Consider the following 1731-nt stretch of genomic DNA (forward strand, 5'->3'; position numbering starts at 1 on the left):
GCATGCCCTAACCCTTTAGCTTCGCCTTGACGCACATGCATAATGGTCACATCTTTAGGGCAAATCGCTTGGACTTCATCAAGTAACTGACGCTTGACTCGCTTTTCAAGAGTCGATTCAAGCTCATAGGATTTATCAAAGTGGTTTTCAATGGCATTTTTACTGGCATGGGTAACGAGCACGATTTCTTTCACGCCGGCAGCAACACACTCATTAACGATATATTGAATAAGAGGCTTGTCCACTAACGGTAACATTTCTTTTGGGATGGCTTTGGTGGCAGGCAACATGCGAGTGCCTAGGCCAGCTACGGGAATAACAACTTTCATCTAAAACCCTTTAAATTCAGTATACTTGATAAAATAATTACAAGACTACAATCAATCATTACGCTTTAACCAAGTAATAATTTGCCAGACATGAGCAAGAGCCCAATTGTAAGAAATAAATAATATAATAAACAGACTAAACATTATCGACTCTGGAACTTGGTAAAACTCACCAGCCAAACCACATAATGCTAATAATAAAGACAACAACGTAATTCTAACAAGCGTCTGTTTACGATTATAACCCGCACGCTCAAAGATATGATGTAGATGATCGCGATCAGCTTTAAAGGGAGAGAATCCTTTTCTAATCCTTCTGTACATAATAGCGACCATATCCATTAGTGGGATCGCTATCAGGTATAAAGCGGTTACTGGCGAGAAGACAACCTCATTCAGCACAGATCCCTGGTGTACGTTATAAGATTGAGTCCCTAAGACTAATAACCACACGACTGTCAACCCTATCAACATACTGCCTGCATCGCCCATGAATATTTTTTGCACAGAAACAAAAGGCCAACGAAGGTTGAAAAATAAATAAGCGAGAATGGCTGCATCAAAGAGTAAAGGAAGTAAAAACCAATCATTGCCAGCACGATAAAATAATACTGAAAGAGAGGTAAACGTCACTAGGCTCAGCATCCCCGCAAGGCCATCGATTCCATCAACCATATTGAAAGCATTAATCGAGCCTATCACGGCAATAACAGTGACTAAAATACCAACATAGCCGAGTTTAAACTCAAAAAAATAAAAAATATCACCCAAAGTGGTCAGGTAAAATCCTGCACCAAAAATGAGTATTGATGCAACAATGACTTGAGCAACTAACCGAAGCCGCACAGACAAATCATAACGATCGTCCAGTACGCCAATGAAAAGGATCAATGATGACGAAATAAGATACAAATTGAGGGTTTGACTGCTTTTAATAAACAGTCCAGAGGCGAGTAAAACACTGAAAAAAATCGCAATCCCACCTATCAGAGGGATGGCACCATCGTGGCATTTACGCTCATTAGGTACATCTAATAAGCCAACCTTAGCAGCGATAGGTTTGAATACTAAAATGGCAGTAAAACTAAATATAAAAGCCGTTATAAAAGGAACTAAATAATCCATCATCTCATCCTTAAGCACTTATAAAACTACATATTATAAAACTTAACATTGTAAAAATTCATTTAACGCGACGTATTCTACCACTTTTGGCGATAGTTAACTGCTAGGTATTATAATTATGCTGACGTAAATTAATAGCTAAATAATTCATTCGTGTGATGGCTGAGTAAACGTAAAGGTTTTATGCAGAAAAGCCGTTATCCGCCAAATGTTTGCAATAACAGAGAAGTAAATAGCAAAAGTCACTAAAAATGAAAAAAACATAATCGATTCAGGC

General features: G+C 38.2%; 2 protein-coding genes. Both read right to left on the bottom strand.

Annotated features, from left to right (window positions below; genetic code table 11):
• The coding region (locus H5202_RS21945; RefSeq protein ID WP_182773903.1) for a sugar phosphate nucleotidyltransferase at window positions 1-329 on the bottom strand (329 nt) is incomplete at its 3' end.
• 51 nt (window positions 330-380) lie between these two features.
• The gene (wecA, locus tag H5202_RS21950; RefSeq protein ID WP_182773904.1) at window positions 381-1454 is read right to left on the bottom strand and encodes a UDP-N-acetylglucosamine--undecaprenyl-phosphate N-acetylglucosaminephosphotransferase; all 1074 of its coding nucleotides are present in this window, start codon (window positions 1452-1454) and stop codon (window positions 381-383) included.
• Window positions 1455-1731 lie beyond the last annotated feature (277 nt).

The sequence above is a fragment of the Shewanella sp. SG41-4 genome, assembly GCF_014164505.1.
Lineage (GTDB): Bacteria > Pseudomonadota > Gammaproteobacteria > Enterobacterales > Shewanellaceae > Shewanella.